This window comes from Paucibacter sediminis, from assembly GCF_030254645.1.
Classification (GTDB): domain Bacteria; phylum Pseudomonadota; class Gammaproteobacteria; order Burkholderiales; family Burkholderiaceae_C; genus Paucibacter_B; species Paucibacter_B sediminis.
Map to the genome: position 1 here is coordinate 1,881,728 of NZ_CP116346.1, position 18,479 is coordinate 1,900,206.

Here is an 18,479-nt window from a genome sequence, read left to right on the forward strand (position 1 = left end):
ATCTCAAACCTTCACAAACCACCGCCTGCGCCACATGACCCAGGCCACCAGGTACATGCTGGCACAGAAAGCCAGGGCAAACAGCAGCGAGGCATTGCGCGGTGCCAGCTCCAAGGCCTGGATGGGGGCATACAGCAGGGCCTTGAGCGTGCGCTGGCTGCCGTCCGGCTGCGCCAGCTTGACGAAGCCCAGCAGCTTGGCCACCAGGCCCGAGAGCGCGAAGATGAACAGCGCGTTCATGCCGAACACCTGCAACGGCCTGGCCCAGCGCGCCAGGCGCGCGCGCAGCAACGGCAGGGGCATGGCGTCCAGCAGCCAGTAGAAGCTGCCGAACAGCAGGCAGGCCCAGCCCGTCATCGCCACCGTGTACGCGGGCGTCCAGAGATTCTTGTTGATGGGCATCAGCCAGGCGTCGAGCAGCTGGCCCAGCCACAGGCAGGCAAGACCTGACACCATGAACCACATGGCCTTCTCGACCGGCGCGCGCCGCGCCATCAGCCAGTGGCCGGTCAGCAGGCCGGCGATCTGGCTGGCCAGGGCCGGCAGGGTGGAGAGCAGGCCTTCCGGGTCCCAGTGCTTGCTCTTCGCCCACAGATGACCATCCATCAGCGCGCGGTCCAGCCAGGCGCCGGTGTCTTCGCCGGGCTGCAGCGAGCCGACATGCCACACGCCCTGGGCGTCCGGCACCGGCACGCACAGCATCAGCAGGCTGTAGAGCCCCAGCAGGGCCAGGGCCGCGGCCAGCTGCTGGCGCCAGCTCAGCAACAGCGCCAGCGGCGCGGCCAGCAGGGTGCACAGGCCCAGGCGCTGCAGCACACCGGGCCAGCGCAGGGTCTCGGGATGGAAGGCCGGGATGAGGTTGAGCGCCAGCCCGATCGCGATGATGACGAGGCCACGCCGCCAGGTCTGCAGCAGCAGGGCCTGCCGGGCGGCGCCCGCCGCGGCACGGCGGCCCAGGCTGATGTGCATGGCCACGCCGCTGATGAAGACGAAGAAGGGAAAGATCCAGTCGGTGAAGGTCCAGCCATGCCACTCGGCATGCGCCAGCGGGCCGTACAGATGCGCCCAGTCGCCCGGGTTGTTAACCAGCAGCATGGCGGCGATGGTGAAGCCGCGGAAGGCGTCCAGGCTGGCCAGGCGCTGCTCGTCGTGCCTCACGCGCCGGCCTCCTTCTTGCCGAAGCCTTCGGGCACCTTGAGCAGGGCCGTCATCGCGAACGAGGGCAGGGTGGCCAGCAGCACCCAGGCAAAGAACCAGGGGTAGCCGATCTGCGCCTGCAGCCAGCCGCTCCACATGCCCGGCAGCATCATGCCCAGGGCCATGAAGCCGGTGCAGATAGCGTAATGCGCGGTCTTGTGCGGCCCCTCGGCCACCAGAATCATCACCATCAGATAGGCGGTGAAGCCCAGGCCGTAGCCGAACTGCTCCAGCGCCAGCGCTGCGCTCACCAGCCACAGGCTGCCGGGATGCATGAGCGCCATCAGCAGGAACACCAGGTTGGGCACATGCATGCTGAGGATGAGCGGCCAGAGTGCGCGCTTCAGGCCCACGCGCGAGATGATCCAGCCGCCCAGCAGGCCGCCCAGGGTCAGCGCCGTCAGGCCCACCGTGCCATAGGCGATGCCGACCTCCTTGGTACTGAGGCCCAGCCCGCCCTGCGCCGGTGCGTCCAGCAGAAAGGGCGTGGCCAGCTTCAGCAGCTGCGCCTCCGGGAAGCGGTAGAGCAGCAGATAGCCCAGGATCACCCCGATGGCGGGCTTGCGGAAATAGGCCTTGAAGACGGCGAAGAACTCCTGTATCGGCCGGCCGGTGCGCGCGGCCGGGCGATCCGCCGCCGGGCGCGGCAGCAGCGCGAGATGGTAGAGCGCCAGCAGCACGAAGGCCGCGGCCAGCAGCATGAAGACCTGGCTCCAGGCCGTGGCCATGCTGCCGCTGCGCTCCTGCAGCACGCCCGCCAGATAGACCAGGCCGCCCTGGCCGGCGATATTGGCGATGCGGTAGAAGGTCGAGCGCACGCCCACGAAGGCAGCCTGCTGGTGTTGTTGCAGCGCCAGCAGGTAGAAGCCGTCGGCGGCGATGTCGTGCGAGGCCGAGGCAAAAGCCATCAGCCAGAACACCGCCAGGCTGAGCTGGAACCAGGCCGGCAGCGGCAGTACCAGGGCCACGCCGGCCAGCGCCGCACCGACCAGGAACTGCAGCGCCCAGATCCAGCGCCGCTTGCTGCCCAGCAACTCGATCAGGGGCGACCACAGCGGCTTGATCACCCAGGGCAGGTAGAGCCAACTGGTGGTGAGCGCAATCTCGGTGTTGCTTAGCCCCAGGTTCTTGTACATCACCACCGAGAGCGTCATCACCACCACATAGGGGATGCCTTGCAGCAGGTAGAGGCTGGGGATCCAGACCCAGGGGCTGCGTGGCGCCGCCATCATCAGCGCAGCGCCCGGCGCACGCTGCCGTCGGCGGCCTGCAGCGCGGCGCGCGCCTGCGCCGGCGTGCAGCCACGCCGCAGCGCCACGATGGCCAGCTTCACCGAATGCTCGCAGGCCCGCAGCATGTCCTCGGCGCGGGTCTCGTCGGCGCCGCTGGCGCGCATGGTCAGGTCCAGGGCGCGGCGCAGCAGCTTGGCATTGGTGGCCTTCAGGTCCACCATCAGATTGCCGTAGACCTTGCCCAGCTGCACCATCAGCGCGCTGGAGAAGGTGTTGAGCGCGATTTTCTGCGCGCTGCCCGCCTTCAGCCGTGTGCTGCCCGAGATCACCTCGGGCCCGGTGTCCAGCACGATGCCGATCTCGGCAAGACCTGACACCGGCGCGCCCGGGTTGTTGGCAAAGCCCAGGGTCAGCGCCCCGGCGGCGCGCGCCGCCTGCAGGGCGCCCAGCACATAGGGCGTGGCGCCGGAGGCGGCGAGCAGCAGCACGACGTCGTTCGGCGTGAGCTGCAAAGACAGCACGTCGACGCCGCCCTGGGCGGCGTCGTCCTCGGCCCCCTCCACCGCCTCGAACATGGCGCCGGGCCCGCCCGCCAGCAGGGCCAGCGCGCGCTCATGCGGCCAGGAGAAGGTGGGGTAGAGCTCCACGCTGTCCAGCACGCCCAGCCGGCCGGAGGTGCCGGCGCCCACATAGATGAGCCGGCCGCCGGCGCGGATGCGGGGCAGGGCGGCCTGCACCGCCGCCGCCAGCTGCGGCGCGGCGGCGCGCACCGCCTGTACCGCCTCGCCCTGGTCGTCCACAAAGGCGGCGATCAGGGCCGGCGTCTCGTATTCATCCAGGTTCTGGTGGGCGGTGCTGGGCGTCTCGGTCTTGAGCATGGGCCCGACTCTACGGGGCCTGGCCGGCCCTGGCCAATGAATGGCGGGCCCGCGGGCATAACCGAGGGTAATCCGCATCCAAAAAAAACTTCGGCGCGTATGTAAGGCCAGGCCGGGCAGGCGCGACACAAGCTCACAAGTCGTGGGCAAGGCAACGCCGCCACGGCCTGTTGTTCAAGCAACCTCAACGATTCCTTCATTCATCTCAGGAGCTTCACATGCAACAAACCCTCAAGACCGGCCTGTCCATCGCCGCCGCCGCTGCCGCCCTGTTTGCCACCGCCGGCTTCAGCACCGCCGTGCAGGCCGCCGACGACGGCATGGTCAAGTGCTCCGGCATCAACAGCTGCAAGGGCAGCTCCGAGTGCAAGACCGCCAAGAGCGAATGCAAGGGCCACAACAGCTGCAAGGGCCAGGGCTGGGTCAGCAAGGCCAGTGCGGCCGAATGCACCAAGGCCGGTGGCAAGGTGGAAAAGTAAGCGGCCGAACTCGCCAGGAGCGCCCATGTCCAGCATCCAACCCGATAGCTTCGGCCTGGGCCTCCGGACCGAGCATTACCAGGCCCTCGCAGAGCCCCTGCCGGCCGGCCTGCGGCCGGACTGGCTCGAGATCATTTCCGAGAACTACCTGGTGCCCGGCGGCAAGCCGCTCTGGCATCTGGAACGCCTGCGGCGCGACTATCCCGTCGTCATGCATGGCGTGTCGCTGTCCATCGGCAGCGCCGACCCGCTCAGCCTGGACTATCTGCGCGAGCTGAAGGCGCTGGCCGATCGCATTCAGCCCGCCTGGCTGTCGGACCATCTGTGCTGGACCGGCGTGGACCATCGCAATCTGCACGACCTGCTGCCCATGCCCTACACCGAGGCCTCGCTGCACCATCTGTGCGGCCGCATCGCGCAGGTGCAGGAGCTCCTGCAGCGCCCGCTGGTGCTGGAGAACGTCTCCAGCTATGTGGCGTTTGCGGCCGACGAGATGGACGAGGCCTGCTTCGTGGCCGAGTTGCTCAGGCGCAGCGGCTGCCGCTTGCTGCTGGATGTCAACAACGTCTACGTGTCGGCCCGCAACCATGGCTTCGACCCGCGGGCCTATATCGACCGCATGCCTGCCGCGCAGGTGGTGCAGATCCATCTGGCCGGCCATGAGGACCTGGGCGAGCTCGTGGTCGACACCCACGACCACGCGGTCTGCCCCGCGGTCTGGGAGCTCTATGCCTATACGCTGGGCCGGCTGGGCCCCAAGCCCACCATGATCGAGCGCGACGACCAGATCCCGCCGCTGGCCGATCTGCTGGCCGAACTGGCCACCGCGCGCGATGTGGCACGGCGCGTCGCGCAAGACCTGACCCCGGCCGCCGCGGTGGGAGCGTTCGCATGAGCCTGCTGGCGCAGCAGCGCGGGCTGCAGGCGGCCGTGCTGGAGGGGCGTGCCGCCGATCAGACGCTTGCCGGCCTGCTGACCGAGCGCAGCCTGGCGCGGCTGGCCGTCTATGCCCATGCCTACCGCGCCCGCTTGCTGGGCGCGCTGCGCGACAACTACGAGGTGCTGGCCCTGGCCATGGGCGACGCGGCCTTCGATGCGCTGGGCCATGCCTATATCGATGCCCGGCCCTCGCAGCAGGCCTCGATACGCTGGTATGGCGATGCGCTGGCCGACTTCATGGACGGGCCTTACGCCGCGCGGTTGCCGCATGCGGCGCTGTGCGATCTGGCACGCATGGACTGGGCCCTGCGCGGCGCCTTCGACGCCGCTGCGGCCACCCCGATGACGCTTGCGCATCTGCAGGCGCTGGCGCCCGAGGCATGGGCCGGCCTGCCGCTGCGGCTGCAGCCCAGCGTGCGGCTGCTGGCGCTGGACTGGGCGGTGGAGCCGGTCTGGCGCGCGCTGCGCCAGCATCGCAGCGGCGCGGCCGAACCCGAGCTGCCCGAGCCACTGGCGCAGGCCCATGGCTTGCTGGTCTGGCGCCAGGGCCTGGAGACGCGCTGGCGCTCGCTCACTGCCGAGGAAGCTGCGCTGCTGCAAAGCCTGCTGAGCGCGGCCGGCACGTTTGCGCATCTGTGCGAGGCGGCAGCGCTGGCGCAAGGACCCGAACAGGCCGCCGCCGTGGCGCTGGGCGCGCTGCAGCAATGGCTGGCCGACGAGCTGCTGCAGGCGCCCCCGGTTACCTAGCGGGTACAGCGCCGGCGCGGCCGCTGCACTAGGATGCCGCGGCGTCCTTCCCGCTGCCCCGCCCATGCAACAACCCCGCCTGTTCTCGCTCGCCTGGCCGCTGTTCCTCGAGCTTTGCCTGGGCATTGCGGTGGGCCTGATCGGCACCCTGCTGGCGGCACGCATCTCGGACAGCGCGGGTGCCGGCTTCGCGCTCGCCAACCATGTGGCGGGCACCTTGTTCATCCTGTTTCGCATCGTCGGTGCCGGCATCAGCGTGGTGATCACGCAGAGCCTGGGCGGCGGGCGGCGCGAGCTCGCCGATGCCAGCGCGCGCGCCGCCCTGGGTGCCAGCAGCTGGATCGGCGGGCTCACCGCCTTGGCCGCGGCGCTGGCCGCCGCGCCGCTGCTGCGCCTGCTGAATGCGCCGCCCGAGGTGCTGCCGCTGGCCGCGCCCCTGCTGCAGGCACTCGCGCCCGCGATGCTGCTGGATGCCTGGAACGCCTCCATGGCCAGCGTGATGCGGGCCCATCTGCGCACGCGCGACACCCTGGCGGTGCTGGTGGCGATGCAGATCGTGCAGCTGGGCCTGGCGATGCCCTTCATGCAATGGCTGGGCCTGCCGGGCTTTGCCCTCGCCCTGCTGTGCAGCCGCAGCCTCGGCCTGCTGCTGCATCTGTGGCTGTGGCGTAGCCGCCTGGGCCTGCGCCCGCAGTGGGCCGACTGGTGGCGGCTGCCGCGCCGCGAGCTGGCCGGGCTGCTGCACATCGGCCTGCCCGGGGCGGCCGAGAACATCGCCTACCGCCTGGCCTTCATGGTCAGCATCGCGGTGGCCGGCCAGCTGGGCGCCGGCGCCCTGGCCACGCATTCCTATGCCTCGCAGCTGATGTACTTCGTGCTGCTGTTCGGCCTGGCCACCGGCTTCGCGGCCGAGATCGTGGTCGGGCATCTGATTGGCGCCGGCCAGCTGCATGCCGCGCACCGGCTGGTGCGGCGCGCGCTGGGGCGCGGCCTGCTGGTGAGCGTGGCGGTGGCCACCGCGGCGGCGCTGGCCTCGCCCTGGCTGCTGCGCCTGTTCACGCACGACCAGGCCATCGTCGCCCAGGCCGTCACCCTGATGTGGCTGACGGTGATCCTGGAGCCCGGCCGTACCTTCAATCTGGTGGTGATCAACGCGCTGCGCGCCACCGGCGACGCGCGCTATCCGGTGCTGGCCGGTGCGGCCTCGATGCTGGTGGTGCTGGCCGGCGGCAGCTGGCTGCTGGGCCAGGTGCTGGGCCTGGGCCTGGTGGGCATCTGGATCGCCTACGCCGCCGACGAATGGCTGCGCGGCCTGCTGATGTGGCGGCGCTGGGCGCGCCATGGCTGGGTGCCGCATGCACGCGCGGCGCATCGGCGCCTGCGCCGGCAGGCCTCGCATTGAAGGCCCGGGCGTGAAAAAACCCGCAGCCTGCGGGAGGCTGCGGGTTGCGTTGCGGGCTGGCGGCGCGTGGCCGCGCTTGCCCGATCAGGCGGCCTTGCGGCGACGCGCCACGGCGGCTGCCGCGGCGGCCAGACCCACCAGGGCCAGCACGCCGGGTTCCGGCACGCGGTTCGGCGGCTCCACCTGGTCGCCCACATAACCAATCAGGTTCTTGGTCAGCTGCTGCGAGTTCGGCAGGTCGTACTGGTTCATCATGAAGTTGACGTCCAGGATGGTGGTCAGGGCACCCTTGCTGGCGCCGGACAGGCTGCCCACGCCGAATGCAATGCCGGCGCCCAGCGAGCCGTCGTTGCGCGAGGTGATCCAGTTGCCGGTGCCATGGCCGGTGAAGCAGCCGGAGGCCGCGTAGTTCACATTGCTCACCGCGTTCGGGCCGTCGAAGGGGGCGTACACCTTCTCGAAGCCGTCGTAGCAGCTGTTGAAGCCGATGCTGCCGCCGCCCAGGCCGCTGATCAGCGACAGGATGGAGTTGTTGCGGCTCATGAAGCTGGCGTTCTCGCCCATCAGGAACAGGCCACCGCCCGCCGACAGGAAGGCGCTGTATTCGTTCGCCGCGCCGGCGTCGAGGCCGGTGTTGAAGCGCACGTCCCAGACCTGCGAATAGCCGGCCAGCGAGAGCGGCAGGCTGTCGGCCACGGTAACGGTATTGCCAACGGCCAGGTGCAGGGCCTGCAGGTTGTTGGTCACGGCGGTGGTGGTGCCCACCTCGGACGTGGTGGACATGCCATTCACGATCAGGATCGGGCCGGCTTGCGCGGCGGTCAGGCCACCCAGTACCAGGGCGGCGCAGAGGCTCTTCAGTTTGTTCATTTGTAACTTTTTTGCGTTGATGAAAAGGACCCGGCCCCTGGGATGCAAATAGCGGGCCAAAGGGAAAATCCTTATGAATCAAGACTTGAATATCGAGATCTCTTGCATGTGTAAGAAATGTCGACAAGTGTTTTCGGCTGCTTGTTACATCTATGCCCGGCCGCGGCCACATGGTTTCTCCGCTGGCCGGCGCAGCCGGCGCGGCGGCCGGGCATGATGCGGGCTTCCGAAAGAAGGATGTCTGCCATGCGTCTCAAGACCACCTGCGCCACGGTCATCGCCACCGCCACCCTGCTGCTGAGCAGCGCCGCCTTTGCCGCCCTGCCGGTGGGGGCGCCGGCGCCCGACTTCGCAGCCGATGCCGCGCTGGCGGGCGCGCCCTACAAGTTCAGCCTGGCCGCCAGCCTCAAGCAGGGGCCGGTGCTGCTGTACTTCTATCCCAAGGCCTTCACCAGCGGCTGCACCGTCGAGGCGCACCTGTTCTCCGAGGCCACCGAGCAGTTCAAGGCGCTGGATGTGACGGTGCTGGGCATGTCCAACGACGACATCGAGACGCTCAAGAAGTTCAGCACAGAGGCTTGCCGCGGCAAGTTCGCGGTGGCGGCCGATGCCGGCGCCAAGGTCATGAAGGACTACGACGCCGCGCTGAAGATCGTGCCCGGCATGGCTGACCGCATCTCCTACCTGATCTCGCGCGACGGCAAGATCGCCGCCGTGCATGCCAGCATGAACCCCGACGGCCATGTCAGCGCGATGCTGAAGGCGGCGCAGGCGCTCAAGGCGGCGGGCAAGTAAGCGGCGCGGGCGCGGGGAGGGCGGCGCGCCCGCGGTGACAATGTGCCGCCAGCCTCTGCCGCCCCACCCACCGCCATGCCACGAGCCCTGTTGCCGCGAATTGCCAGCCTGCTGATCAGCCTGCTGGCGGCCACGGCGCTGATCTTCGGGCTGCTGGATGTGCTGCCCGGCAACGTGGCGCAGCTGATGCTGGGCAGTGAGGCCACGCCCGAGGCGGTGGCCGCGCTGGCCGAGCAACTGGGCCTGCAGCGGCCCGCCGCGCTGCGCTACCTGGATTGGCTGGCCGGCCTGGCGCGCGGCGAGATGGGGCTTTCGCATGCCTATGGCGCGCCGGTGGCCGAGCTGATCGCCGAGCGTCTGGTGGTGACCCTGCCGCTGGCCCTGCTGGCGATGGCGCTGGCGGCGCTGATCGCGCTGGTGGCGGGCGGCTATGCGGCGGCGCGGCGCGGCCGCCCGGGCGATCTGCTGGTGATGCTGCTGAGCCAGCTGGGCCTGGCCACGCCCAGCTTCTGGTTTGCCATCCTGCTGATGCTGCTGTTCGCGGTGAAGCTGCAATGGGTCGCGGCCGGGGGCTTCCCGGGCTGGCGCGCGGCCGAGGGCGGCGGCCTGGGCCCGGCGCTGCAGGCCCTGGCCCTGCCGGCGCTGGCGCTGGCGCTCACCCAGGCCGCCATCCTGGCGCGCATCACCCGCTCGGCCCTGCTGGAGGTGCTGGGTGAGGACTATGTGCGCAGCGCACGCGCCGCCGGCGCCCGCGAGCCGCGCATCCTGCTGCACCATGCCTTGCGCAATGCGCTGATCCCCATCGTCACCGTGATGGGCCTGCAGTTCGCCAATCTGCTGGCCGGCACCATCGTGGTGGAGAACATCTTCCAGCTGCCCGGGCTGGGCCGGCTGCTGTTCCAGGCGGTGGCCAACCGCGACCTGATGGTGCTGCGCAATGGCGTGCTGCTGCTGGTGGCGCTGGTGCTGCTGCTGAACTTCGTGGTGGACCTGCTCTACCTGGCGCTGGACCCGCGCCTGCGCAGGGAGCGCGAGCATGGCTGAAGTAAAACAGCCCCTCGCCCAATCTCGCCCCGCTGAACGTGGGCGAGCCCGGTCGGTCCCCCGCGGGGACGGCGATGCTTGCCGGATTGACCGGCAAGCACATCGCCAGCGCGGGCCGGCTTGGGGCGGCCCGGCGCTCGGCCCGAGCACCGGGTTCATGCGTCGCGGGTGCCGCGAACGCGGAGCGGATAACTGACATGCAAGCAAACGGCTTCTGGCCCCGCGCGCGGCGCCATCGCGGCTTCTGCGCCGGCGCCGCCATCGTGCTGGCGGTGGCGCTGACGGGCCTGCTCTCGCTGCTGTGGACGCCCTGGCCGCCCGCCGAGATCGAGCTTTTAGCCAAGCTGCAGCCGCCCAGCGCCGCCCATTGGCTGGGCACCGACGGCCTGGGCCGCGACCTGGCGAGCCAGCTGATGGCGGGCGCGCGCAATGCCCTGCTGGTGGGCGCCTGTGCGGCCGGCCTGGGCCTGCTGCTGGGGGCTGGCCTGGGCCTGCTGGCAGCGGCGCGGCGCGGCTGGTGCGAGGAGCTCATCATGCGCGCCGCCGATCTCGGCTATGCCTTCCCGGCCCTGCTGCTGGCCATCCTGCTCGCCGCCACGCTGGGGCCAGGTCTTGCCGTCGCGGTGCTGGCGATCGCCCTGCACAGCGTGCCCGTGTATGCGCGCCTGACGCGCGGCGCGGCGCTGGTGCAGTGGCAGCACGACTATGTGCGCGCCGCGCGCGCCTTCGGGCGCGGCCCGCTGGCGATTGCCTGGGTGCATGTGCTGCCCAATCTGCTGCCGCTGCTGATCGTGCAGGCCACCATCCAGTTCGGCCTGGCCATCCTGGCGGAGGCGGCGCTGGCCTTTCTGGGCCTGGGCAGCCAGCCGCCCGAGCCCTCCTGGGGCCGCATGCTGGCCGAGGCCCAGACCTGGCTGTTCCAGGCGCCGCTGCTGGCGGTCTGGCCGGGCCTGGCGATTGCCCTCACCGTGCTGGGGCTGAATCTGCTGGGCGACGGCTTGCGCGATCTGCTGGACCCGCGGCTGCGCGAGTGAGCGCGTGGCAAGATGCGTCGGTCGTGAGGAGTTCCGGATGATTCGACGCCGCAAGGTCTTGCTGAGCAGTGCCGCCGCCATGCTGGCGCTGCCGGCCGCGCACGCCCAGGGGCGTGACAGCCTGGTGCTGGGCATGACCCTGGAGCCGCCGGGCCTGGACCCGACGCTGGGCGCGGCCTCGGCGATTGCCGAGATCGTGCACTACAACGTCTTCGAGACCCTCACCAAGATCGGCGCGGATGGGCGCGTGAGCCCGCTGCTGGCCAGCAGCTGGGAGGTCTCGCCCGACCTCAAGACCTACACCTTCCGCCTGCGCCCGGGGCTGCGCTTCCACAACGGCGAGCCCTGCGACGCCGCGGCGGTGAAGTTTTCCTTCGAGCGCGCCGCTGGCGAGAAGAGCGCCAACAAGGACAAGCGCGTGTTCGCCAATATCGCGCTGCTGGCCACGCCCGCGCCCGACACCCTGGTGATTGGCCTGAAGAGCATCGAGCCCGATTTTCTGTTCCTGCTGGGCCAGGCCACCGCCATCATCGTCGAGCCCAAGAGCGCCGCCGGCAATGCCACGCAGCCGGTCGGCACCGGGCCCTACCAGCTGGCGCAGTGGGCGCGCGGCGCCAGCCTGACGCTGAAGGCCTGGCCGGGCTACCGAAACAACAACAACGCGGGCGCGGTGGCGCTCAAGCGCGTGCAGTTCCGCTTCATCTCCGAGCCCGCGGCCCAGGTGGCGGCGCTGCTGAGCGGCGATGTCGACGTGTTTCCGCGCGTGGCCGCGGCGCGCAGCCTGGCGCAGTTCAAGGCGCAGCCGCAGCGCTACCAGGTGCTGGTGGGCGCCTCGCGCGCCAAGACCATCCTGGCCATCAACCACCGCAAGAGGCCGCTCGACGATGTGCGCGTGCGCCGCGCCATCGCGCTGGCGATCGACCGCCAGGCCGTCATCGAGGCCGCCGCCGATGGCTATGGCGTGCCGATCGGCAGCCACTATGTACCGGGCGCGCTGGGCTATGTGGACACCACCGCCATCAACCCCTACGACCCGGAGCGCGCACGCGCGCTGCTGAAGGAGGCCGGCGTGGCATTGCCGCTGGAGCTGAGCCTCAAGCTGCCGCCCACGCCCTACGCGCGCCAGGGCGGCGAGGTGGTGGCGGCGCAGCTGGCCAAGGTGGGCATCCGGGCGCGCATCGAGAACATCGAATGGGCGCAATGGCTCTCCGGCGTGTATGCCAACAAGGCCTTCGACCTCACCCTGATCGCCCATGTGGAGCCCTACGACCTCGGCAACTTCGCCAAGCCCGGCTACTACTGGGGTTATGAGAGCGCCGCGTTCAACGCGCTCTACCAGCGCATCCTGAACGCGCCGCGCGAGGCCGAGCGTGCCAAGCTGCTGGGCGAGGCCCAGCGCCTGATTGCCCAGGACGCCGTGGCCGCCTACCTCTACCAGCCGCAGTGGATCACGGTGGCCAAGCGCGGCCTCAAGGGCCTGTGGACCGACATGCCCATCTTTGCCAACGACCTGGCCGCGCTCAGCTGGGAAGGAACCGCACGATGACGAGCCCCGACATGCCCTCACGCCCCCTGCACGACTGGAGCGCCACCGAGCTGGTGGCCGCCTACGCCGCTCGCCAGCTCAGCCCGGTGGAGGTGACGCAGGCGGTGCTGGCCCACATCGAGCGCTGGGAGGGCAAGCTGCACGCGCTCTATGCGCTCGACGCCGAGGCCGCGCTGGCGCAGGCGCGCGCCTCCGAGGCGCGCTGGCTGGAGGGCGAGCCGCTGGTGGGCCCGCAAGGCGCCTGCCTGGACGGCGTGCCCGCCACGCTGAAAGAGAACATCGCCACCCGCGGCACCCCCATGCCGCTGGGCACCGCCGCCACCGAGCTGGTGCCCGCGGCCGAGGACGCCCCGCCGGCCGCACGCCTGCGCGAGGCCGGCGCGGTGCTGCTGGCCAAGACCACCATGCCCGACTACGGCATGCTCAGCTCCGGCCTCTCCAGCTTCCATGCGCTCACCCGCAACCCCTGGGACCTTGGCAAGAACCCCGGCGGCTCCAGCGCCGGCGCGGCGGCCGCCGCGGCCGCGGGCTACGGCCCCCTGCATGTGGGCACCGACATCGGCGGCTCGGTGCGCCTGCCGGCCGGATGGTGCGGCATCTTCACCCTCAAGCCCAGCCTGGGCCGCATCCCCATCAAGCCGCCCTTCGCCGGCCGCGTGGCCGGCCCGATGACGCGCACCGTGGCCGACGCCGCCCAGCTGATGGCCCACCTCAGCCGCCCCGACTGGCGCGACGGCATGAGCCTGCCCTGGCAGGACAACATCCCCTGGCTGGCCCTGGGCGAGCAGGACATGCCGCCGCTGCGCGGCCTCAAGCTCGGCCTGATGATGGATGCCGGGTGGGGCCTCACCGTCGAACCCGAGACCGCCGCCGCCGTGCAGGCCGCGGCGCGCGCCTTCGAGGCGGCCGGCGCCAGCGTCGAGCCGCTACGCGGCTTTTCCACCCGCACCATGATCGACGGGCTCGACGCCTTCTGGCGCATGCGCTCCTGGCTCGACATCTCGGCCCTGCCCGAGGCGCGCCGCAACAAGGTGCTGCCCTATATCCGCGCCTGGGTGGACCGCGGCGCCAGCCTGACCGCGGCCGAGCTCTACCATGGCTACAGCCAGATGGCGGCGCTGCGCGACGCCGCCATCGCCGCCTGTGAACCCTTCGACTACGTGCTCTCGCCGGTGAGCCCGGGCCCCGCCTTCCCGGCCGAATGGGCCAGCCCGATCAACGACCCCCAGCGCCCCTTCGAGCACATCGCCTTCACCCTGCCTTACAACATGAGTGAGCAGCCGGCGGCGTCCATCAACTGCGGCTACACGGCCGCCGGCCTGCCCATCGGCCTGCAGATCATCGGCAAACGCTTCGACGACCTCGGCGTGCTGCGCATGGCGAGCGCCTGGGAACGCATGCGCGGGGCGCAGCGGCCGTGGCCGGAGGTGCCGGGCTGACTTGATGGATGCGCGGGATCGACGAGGGTGCGACAACATTGCAATGCAAACCTTGTGCACTGAGGTGGCGCCAGATGACGAAACCGCAGGGTCCGCAAGACCTGACCCCGGCTTTTGAGCCCGCGCAGCGCATTGTCCAGCGATGCCAGGTCACCGCCGATGCTGCCCACAGTCCGGATCGCGCCATCACGCGGCGCGTCCGCCACGGCGATGTCAATGCTGTCCCTGTGCAACTCAAGACCGACGTACAAGGTGCTAGATTCACGTTGCATGGCCCGACGCCTCGCAAACTCGCAACGCCCCGGCAGCCCGTCCGCCGGGCGCCTGGGTGTAGCTCTGTAGGCCCAGTGCCCGCAAGCTACGGCATCGCAGGAGTCGGCCCACCCGAGTCCGCGACGCCATCCTGTCTAGGCGTCGCTGCGCCATGCGTTCTGGGATCCTGACTCAAGAGGTGCCTTCATGATCGTGGTTCTTGGAAGCGTACTGGTTCGGGACGGTTGCATGGCAGAAGCTCGGAAGCTGAGCGTCGAGCATGTACATCGTTCCCGAATGGAGCCGGGTTGCGTCTCGCACGCGGTTCACGTGGACTGTGAGAACCCGCAGCGCCTGGTCTTCGTGGAGGAGTGGGCGGATCACGCGTCGCTTCAAGAACACTTCAAGGTCCCGGCGTCGGGGCACTTCGTGGCTGCGCTATCAGCGCTTGCGGGGGAGAAACCGAGGATGGTCGTCTACCAGGCAGAGCATGTCGGGGCATGACCACGCGGCGCCCTGCAAGCCGTTTCAGGGAACGCTGATTCTTGGCGAGCGATGGGTACGGCCGCAGCCTTTGCGCAGTCCATGGCCCGGCTCGTCTTGGGCACCGAACATTCAACCCCGAGCAAAGGCTGCCGTTCAATGAGCAACAACAACTCCGCACTGGCCCTCGCCCTGTTCATATCCTGGGCGCTCGCACTGCTCCTGCTCATGGAGGTGCTTCGTTCACTGCTGGTGCTGAGCGGCAGGGTTCCATCGAACGGGTTCACGCCCGACAACGCCAACCTCTCGCCCTTCATGCAGCGACTGGCTCGGGCCCATGCCAACTGCGTCGAGAGCCTTCCCGTCTTTGGTGGCTTGTTGCTGCTGGCGTTGGCTACCGGCCAGACTGCCGTCACCGATCCCCTGGCACTGTGGTTCGTGCTGGCGCGGGTCGTTCAATCGTGCATTCACCTGGCATCACTGAGCGTGGCTGCGGTCAATCTACGCTTCGCGGCGTTTGCCGTGCAGACGGCCATCGGGGTCCACTGGGCCGCGGCGCTGACCTTGCGCCATTTGACCTAGCCGGCGCTTTCGAGCCCGCGCAAGCGCCTCGTCCGTCGCATCCAGCCGATCGCATGGAGTTCCTATGACAAAACCCTTCGTGAACCTCGACGAAGTTGAGTTCAACGACATCGAGGAGAACGGCTTCTACACCTCGAAGCGTGCCCTGTTCAGCGCGAGCATTGGTGCTCGGAAGTTGGGCTACAACCTCACCGAACTTCCACCCGGCAAGACACAGTGCCCGTTTCACTCCCACCGGGAGGAAGAGGAGATGTTCCTCATCCTTGAGGGCGAAGGTGAGCTTCGCTTCGGGGATAGGCGCTTCAAGCTCCGAAGACACGACGTCATCGCTTGTCCCACCGGGGACGCCAGCGTTGCGCACCAGATCATCAACACGGGAACCGCGCCACTGCGCTACCTCTCGCTTTCGAATCTGGCAGAGACAGAGGTTTGCGAGTACCCCGACTCCAACAAGGTCGGCATCTTCTCGTCTGCATCAGGCGCGCCGGCCCTTCGGAAGATGGTCCGTGCGGAGGTCACCGTTGACTACTACGATCGTGAGTCCCTGGAGCCCCCCAAAGGCGACGCCTAACCCATCGGTCGAGGCGAGGCCCAACGGAATAGCACCGGGACCGCCTCACCTCGAACGTTAGGGCACACAGCATGGCAACGTCAGAGTTCAGCGCGCTGTTCGAAATGCTCAATGATCGCGAGCTAGCTGACCGTGTCGCCTCCGGGGGCCTCACGGTGGAGGCGGAGGCTGCGGCAGTGTCGGAACTTGTCAGGCGCGGGCTGCCCGTTCCCTCGCGTGCCGAAGCGCCTGTCGCGGACGAGGGTGACTACCAGGGGGACATGACAATCGTCGCAAGGTACTTGACGCCAACAGAGGCTCACATGCTTTGCTCTTGCCTCAACGCGGGTGGCGTGCCGGCCGAAGCTGGCGACACAAATCTTGTGCAGGCGCACTCTTTGCTGGCAGGAGCGGTTGGCGGCGCCAGCATCCGTGTGCCTGCCAACTATGTCGCGGAGGCACGTGAGCTCATTGCGGCCTTCAAGCGCGGAGACTTTGCGCTCGATGAAGACTTCAATTCCGACGAGTCCTCGCCCTGATCCTTCTCTCCCGCCAGCGGCCTGCGGGCGCGGCTGAGCTCTAAGATCGAGTGTCACCAAGTCGTCCACGCAAGCAATTCGGTGGCCCCACGTCGCCGAATTCGCACACCACGGGAGAGCCTTCATGCCGCTGACCCACTTCTCGCCTGAATCGTCCGCCCGTTGGTCACGCCGAATCGCTCTTGGCCTCCTGGCCATTGCCGTCTCGATGCCGACAGCAGCGGCTCAAGTCGATGACGTCAGGGCTGTCGAAGCCCTCGACATTGAGTACCAGGCAGCCGTTGAAAGGGGCGACGCAAGTTCAATGGCGCAAATCCTCTCGGACGACTTCGTGCTCACTACGGGCACTGGAAAGACGTACTCAAAGTCTGAGTTGCTTGCTTCAGCGCGAGATGGTGTCACCGTCTACGAACACCAAGTGGCGAGTTCGAGGACCGTTCGCGTCTGGGGTGACACAGCAGTTGTCACCGCGCTTCTCTGGCTCAAGGGCAGCAGCGCCGGCAAGCCGTTTGACTATCGTCTTTGGTATAGCGACACCTACGTCCGCTTTGCGTCAGGCTGGCGCTACGTCTTCGGTCAGGCCTCTTTGCCTCTGCCGGGCGGCGCGCTGCAGTCCAAGTGACGCCAAAGCCCTTGCATCGAACCTTGGGCAGCAGATGACGACGCCGAGCAGGGGATGGATCTTTCTGGCAATGCTGATCGCCTCGGCGGGCTCTGCCATCCACGTCGCCGCAATTTTGGGTGGCCCGTCTTGGTACGCGTTTTTTGATGCGCCGCCGTTCATCGTGGCGTCCGCTCAAGCGGGCACTTGGCTGGCCCCGGTCAGTGCAACAGTCATTGCAGGGCTTATGTCGCTGTGTGCTGTTTATGCGGCCTCGGCGCTTGGTCTCATCCGTCAGCTCCCTCTGTTGCGTCTGGGCCTGGCTGGCATTGCGGCATCAACGGGGGCTGTTGTCGAACCCCTCCGCATAGCAGGCTTGCCTGCGGCTGGTCCCTGATGTCGAAGCTTGGACAACTGAAATGCCGTCCCAGACAGCGGCTTGGGGCCAGGCCCAGACCACCGAGGAGCGTCGCCCGATGATGATCACCGCCGATGTTTTGCTGCGCGTGCTGTCGCTGTGTGTCGTGCTCGCTGGCGCGGAGACGCTGCATGGCATTGCGCGCACCCTGCTGCTGGTGCCGCGCATCGGCAAGGAGCGCGCCATCAAGCTGAGTGCCCTGACGGGTTCGATGCTGGCCTTGCTGATCTGCCTGGTGCTGGTGCCGACTATCGGCCTGGCCGGCGCGCGGCAGCATCTGTTGCTGGGGCTGGTGCTGGCCCTGTTCATGGCGGGCTTCGACCTCGCCATCGGTAAGCTGCTGATGCGCAAGTCCTGGCAGAAGCTGTGGCCCGACTTCGACCCGCGCACCGGCAACTACCTGAGCTTCGGCCTGGCTTTCCTGGTGTTGGTGCCGCTGCTGGTCAGCTGGCTGCGTGCCTGAGTGGATTTTCTTTTTGATCAAGGAGCCCCCATGCCAGCCAGCGTTCGTGCCCTTCGAGCCGACATCACGACGCTGTCGGTCGATGCCATCGTCAACGCGGCCAATTCTTCGCTGCTGGGCGGTGGCGGGGTCGATGGCGCCATCCACCGCGCCGCCGGGCCCGAGTTGCTGCACGCCTGCCGCTTGCTCGGCGGCTGCAAGACCGGCGAGGCCAAGCTGACCAAGGGCTATCTGCTTCGGGCGAAGTACATCATCCACACCGTTGGCCCGGTCTGGCGCGGTGGCGGCGAGGGTGAGCCGGCGCTGCTGGCCTCCTGCTACCAGCGCGCCCTCGAGCTGGCGCGCGCGGCCGGCGCGGTGTCGATCGCCTTCCCGAGCATCAGCACGGGCATCTACGGCTACCCCATAGAACGGGCGGCGCGCGTGGCGGTCGCAACCGTCCTGGCGGCATTGCCGCAAGCGCCCGAGCTGCAGGAGGTGGCATTCTGCTGTTTCTCCGCCAGCGACCTGGCGGTGTATGAAGAGGTGCTCGCCGAAGCCGGCGGTCAGCCCTGAACTCAGCCGCCAAGGAGACCCCCATGCCCACGCGTCTTGCTTCATGCAGCTGTGGTCAGCTCAGCGCCCAGGTGGTGGGCGATCCGCTGCGCGTTTCCATCTGCCATTGCCTGGCTTGCCAGCGCCGCACCGGCAGCGTGTTTGGCGAACAGGCCAGGTTCCCGCGCGAGCAGGTGTCGGTGGCCGGTGCCTCCACCGCCTACGTCCGCGTTGGCGACGAGGGCTCGCGGGTCACGTTCCACTTCTGCCCTCACTGCGGTGCCACGGTCTATTACGAGCCCGAGGGCCTGGAGGACTTTGTGGCCATCCCGGTGGGCGCCTTCGCCGACCCTGGCTTCCCGACGCCGCGCGTGTCGGTGTATGAATCGCGCAAACACGCCTGGGTGCTGCCGCCGCCCGAGGCCGAGCATTTCGACTGACGCCCCACTTCCCTG

22 protein-coding genes are annotated in these 18,479 nt (G+C 68.8%); 18 read left to right on the forward strand and 4 right to left on the reverse strand.

Annotated elements, in window-relative coordinates; all coding sequences use genetic code 11:
* Positions 1-3: 3 nt before the first annotated feature.
* Genes PFX98_RS08545 through PFX98_RS08555 form a run of 3 tightly spaced genes read right to left on the reverse strand, consistent with a single transcriptional unit; the run spans position 4 to position 3,307 of the window.
* The gene (locus PFX98_RS08545; RefSeq protein ID WP_285234771.1) at positions 4-1,158 is read right to left on the reverse strand and encodes an acyltransferase family protein; all 1,155 of its coding nucleotides are present in this window, start codon (positions 1,156-1,158) and stop codon (positions 4-6) included.
* The gene (locus PFX98_RS08550) at positions 1,155-2,429 is read right to left on the reverse strand and encodes an MFS transporter (RefSeq protein WP_285234772.1); all 1,275 of its coding nucleotides are present in this window, start codon (positions 2,427-2,429) and stop codon (positions 1,155-1,157) included. Before PFX98_RS08550 ends, PFX98_RS08545 begins: the two co-directional genes overlap by 4 nt.
* Positions 2,429-3,307 (reverse strand): N-acetylmuramic acid 6-phosphate etherase, encoded by an 879-nt coding sequence (locus PFX98_RS08555; protein ID WP_285234773.1) that lies wholly within the window; start codon positions 3,305-3,307, stop codon positions 2,429-2,431. The genes PFX98_RS08550 and PFX98_RS08555 overlap by 1 nt, the downstream gene beginning before the upstream one ends.
* Positions 3,308-3,525: 218 nt before the next feature.
* Here PFX98_RS08555 and bufA2 point away from each other — a divergent pair, with 218 nt between their 5' ends.
* The 4 genes from bufA2 to PFX98_RS08575 all read left to right on the forward strand — a co-directional run bounded on the left by bufA2 (position 3,526) and on the right by PFX98_RS08575 (position 6,874).
* A complete protein-coding gene (bufA2, locus tag PFX98_RS08560; RefSeq protein WP_285234774.1) occupies positions 3,526-3,786 on the forward strand; it encodes a BufA2 family periplasmic bufferin-type metallophore in 261 nt (86 codons plus the stop codon).
* A 25-nt stretch (positions 3,787-3,811) separates the two neighbouring features.
* Entirely contained in the window at positions 3,812-4,681 is an 870-nt protein-coding gene (gene bufB, locus PFX98_RS08565) for an MNIO family bufferin maturase (protein ID WP_285234775.1), read from the forward strand.
* Entirely contained in the window at positions 4,678-5,472 is a 795-nt protein-coding gene (locus PFX98_RS08570; protein WP_285234776.1) for an HvfC/BufC N-terminal domain-containing protein, read from the forward strand. The genes bufB and PFX98_RS08570 overlap by 4 nt, the downstream gene beginning before the upstream one ends.
* A 64-nt stretch (positions 5,473-5,536) precedes the next feature.
* Positions 5,537-6,874: an MATE family efflux transporter gene (locus PFX98_RS08575; protein ID WP_285234777.1), complete on the forward strand. Its 1,338-nt coding sequence runs from the start codon at positions 5,537-5,539 to the stop codon at positions 6,872-6,874.
* A gap of 84 nt (positions 6,875-6,958) precedes the next feature.
* On the opposite strand, the gene PFX98_RS08580 is transcribed toward PFX98_RS08575, so the two are convergent.
* A complete protein-coding gene (locus tag PFX98_RS08580; protein ID WP_285234778.1) occupies positions 6,959-7,744 on the reverse strand; it encodes a PEP-CTERM sorting domain-containing protein in 786 nt (261 codons plus the stop codon).
* 246 nt (positions 7,745-7,990) lie between these two features.
* Between PFX98_RS08580 and PFX98_RS08585 the strand changes: the two genes are divergently transcribed.
* The 14 genes from PFX98_RS08585 (at position 7,991) to PFX98_RS08645 (ending at position 18,464) form a co-directional block, all read left to right on the forward strand.
* Entirely contained in the window at positions 7,991-8,539 is a 549-nt protein-coding gene (locus PFX98_RS08585; RefSeq protein ID WP_285234779.1) for a peroxiredoxin, read from the forward strand.
* A gap of 75 nt (positions 8,540-8,614) precedes the next feature.
* Positions 8,615-9,583, forward strand: a complete 969-nt coding sequence (locus tag PFX98_RS08590; protein ID WP_285234780.1) for an ABC transporter permease — start codon at positions 8,615-8,617, stop codon at positions 9,581-9,583.
* A 197-nt stretch (positions 9,584-9,780) separates the two neighbouring features.
* The gene (locus tag PFX98_RS08595) at positions 9,781-10,617 is read left to right on the forward strand and encodes an ABC transporter permease (protein ID WP_285234781.1); all 837 of its coding nucleotides are present in this window, start codon (positions 9,781-9,783) and stop codon (positions 10,615-10,617) included.
* 37 nt (positions 10,618-10,654) lie between these two features.
* Complete coding sequence (locus PFX98_RS08600; RefSeq protein WP_285234782.1) at positions 10,655-12,163, forward strand: ABC transporter substrate-binding protein; 1,509 nt, start codon at positions 10,655-10,657, stop codon at positions 12,161-12,163.
* The gene (locus tag PFX98_RS08605; RefSeq protein ID WP_285234783.1) at positions 12,160-13,602 is read left to right on the forward strand and encodes an amidase; all 1,443 of its coding nucleotides are present in this window, start codon (positions 12,160-12,162) and stop codon (positions 13,600-13,602) included. Before PFX98_RS08600 ends, PFX98_RS08605 begins: the two co-directional genes overlap by 4 nt.
* A 501-nt stretch (positions 13,603-14,103) precedes the next feature.
* Complete coding sequence (locus PFX98_RS24715; RefSeq protein ID WP_425334694.1) at positions 14,104-14,358, forward strand: putative quinol monooxygenase; 255 nt, start codon at positions 14,104-14,106, stop codon at positions 14,356-14,358.
* A 138-nt stretch (positions 14,359-14,496) separates the two neighbouring features.
* Positions 14,497-14,919, forward strand: coding sequence for an MAPEG family protein (locus PFX98_RS08610; RefSeq protein ID WP_285234784.1), 423 nt, complete (start codon positions 14,497-14,499; stop codon positions 14,917-14,919).
* Between the two features lie 64 nt (positions 14,920-14,983).
* Positions 14,984-15,490, forward strand: coding sequence for a cupin domain-containing protein (locus PFX98_RS08615; RefSeq protein ID WP_285234785.1), 507 nt, complete (start codon positions 14,984-14,986; stop codon positions 15,488-15,490).
* Positions 15,491-15,561: 71 nt separating this feature from the next.
* Entirely contained in the window at positions 15,562-16,008 is a 447-nt protein-coding gene (locus tag PFX98_RS08620; protein ID WP_285234786.1) for a hypothetical protein, read from the forward strand.
* 124 nt (positions 16,009-16,132) lie between these two features.
* Positions 16,133-16,630, forward strand: a complete 498-nt coding sequence (locus tag PFX98_RS08625) for a nuclear transport factor 2 family protein (RefSeq protein WP_285234787.1) — start codon at positions 16,133-16,135, stop codon at positions 16,628-16,630.
* A gap of 34 nt (positions 16,631-16,664) precedes the next feature.
* Positions 16,665-17,006 (forward strand): hypothetical protein, encoded by a 342-nt coding sequence (locus PFX98_RS08630; protein WP_285234788.1) that lies wholly within the window; start codon positions 16,665-16,667, stop codon positions 17,004-17,006.
* Between the two features lie 22 nt (positions 17,007-17,028).
* Entirely contained in the window at positions 17,029-17,490 is a 462-nt protein-coding gene (locus PFX98_RS08635) for a hypothetical protein (RefSeq protein ID WP_285234789.1), read from the forward strand.
* Between the two features lie 30 nt (positions 17,491-17,520).
* Entirely contained in the window at positions 17,521-18,045 is a 525-nt protein-coding gene (locus tag PFX98_RS08640) for an O-acetyl-ADP-ribose deacetylase (protein WP_285234790.1), read from the forward strand.
* A gap of 23 nt (positions 18,046-18,068) precedes the next feature.
* A complete protein-coding gene (locus PFX98_RS08645) occupies positions 18,069-18,464 on the forward strand; it encodes a GFA family protein (protein WP_285234791.1) in 396 nt (131 codons plus the stop codon).
* Positions 18,465-18,479 lie beyond the last annotated feature (15 nt).